Origin of the sequence: Vibrio sp. 10N.286.48.C11 (assembly GCF_041469805.1) — a bacterium.
GTDB classification, from domain to species: Bacteria; Pseudomonadota; Gammaproteobacteria; order Enterobacterales; family Vibrionaceae; genus Vibrio; species Vibrio crassostreae_C.
In genome coordinates, this window is sequence record NZ_JBFRLK010000047.1 from 15,069 (window position 1) to 15,694 (window position 626).

1 protein-coding gene is annotated in these 626 nt (G+C 43.5%); it reads right to left on the reverse strand.

From position 1 onward, the window contains the following. Positions 1 to 100: 100 nt before the first annotated feature. Positions 101 to 595: a DUF2780 domain-containing protein gene (locus AB4209_RS13005; RefSeq protein ID WP_136981955.1), complete on the reverse strand. Its 495-nt coding sequence runs from the start codon at positions 593 to 595 to the stop codon at positions 101 to 103. Between the last annotated feature and the right edge of the window lie 31 nt (positions 596 to 626).

Genomic DNA, 626 nt, shown 5'->3' on the forward strand with positions numbered 1-626 from the left:
TATCTCGTATCTCGTATCTCAAATATCTTTTCTTCCACGCACAAAAAAGAGCACCGAAGTGCCCTTATTAGATTTTAAGCTAGCTATTAATAACTAACGATTATTGCCATATAGCTGAAAGTGAATCCATCAGGCCGCTCGTTGCACCTTGTGACTGCAGTGCTTGAAGAATGATGGGTGCAAATGTTGTAACCATTGATGGATCCATACCTAATCCAGAAAACGCACTTTCAACGGCACCTTGTGAGCTTAGTAGCGATGATAGACCAGTAGACTCAAGGCTCGACATACCCGGAATAAGTGTCGCGAGTTCTTTGTTGTCGGCTGTGCCAAGAGAGTTTTGTGCAAGGGCTAACATTGAACCAATACCGCCAACTGCTTGGTCGCTGGTAACAGAAGCTTGGTCAGCTACCGTATCCACAAGCGGTGTTGTTTCGTTCTGCTGAGACCACATATTTACTGCAGCCATCAGTGCAGTTTGGGATAGTTGGGAATAGTTGGTATCTGATGATGAACTGGTTTGTTCAGAGTCGCTAGTGCTAGCGCAAGAGACAACAGCAAGGCTGCTGAGCATAGTGATGAGTATTTTCTTCATTATTCTTCCTTAAGTAATAAAGTAATAAAGT

Coding starts and splice junctions, on each gene's coding strand:
- AB4209_RS13005 (WP_136981955.1), bottom strand. CDS start 595: ATGAAGAAAATACTCATCACTATGCTCAGCAGCCTTGCTGTTGTCTCT.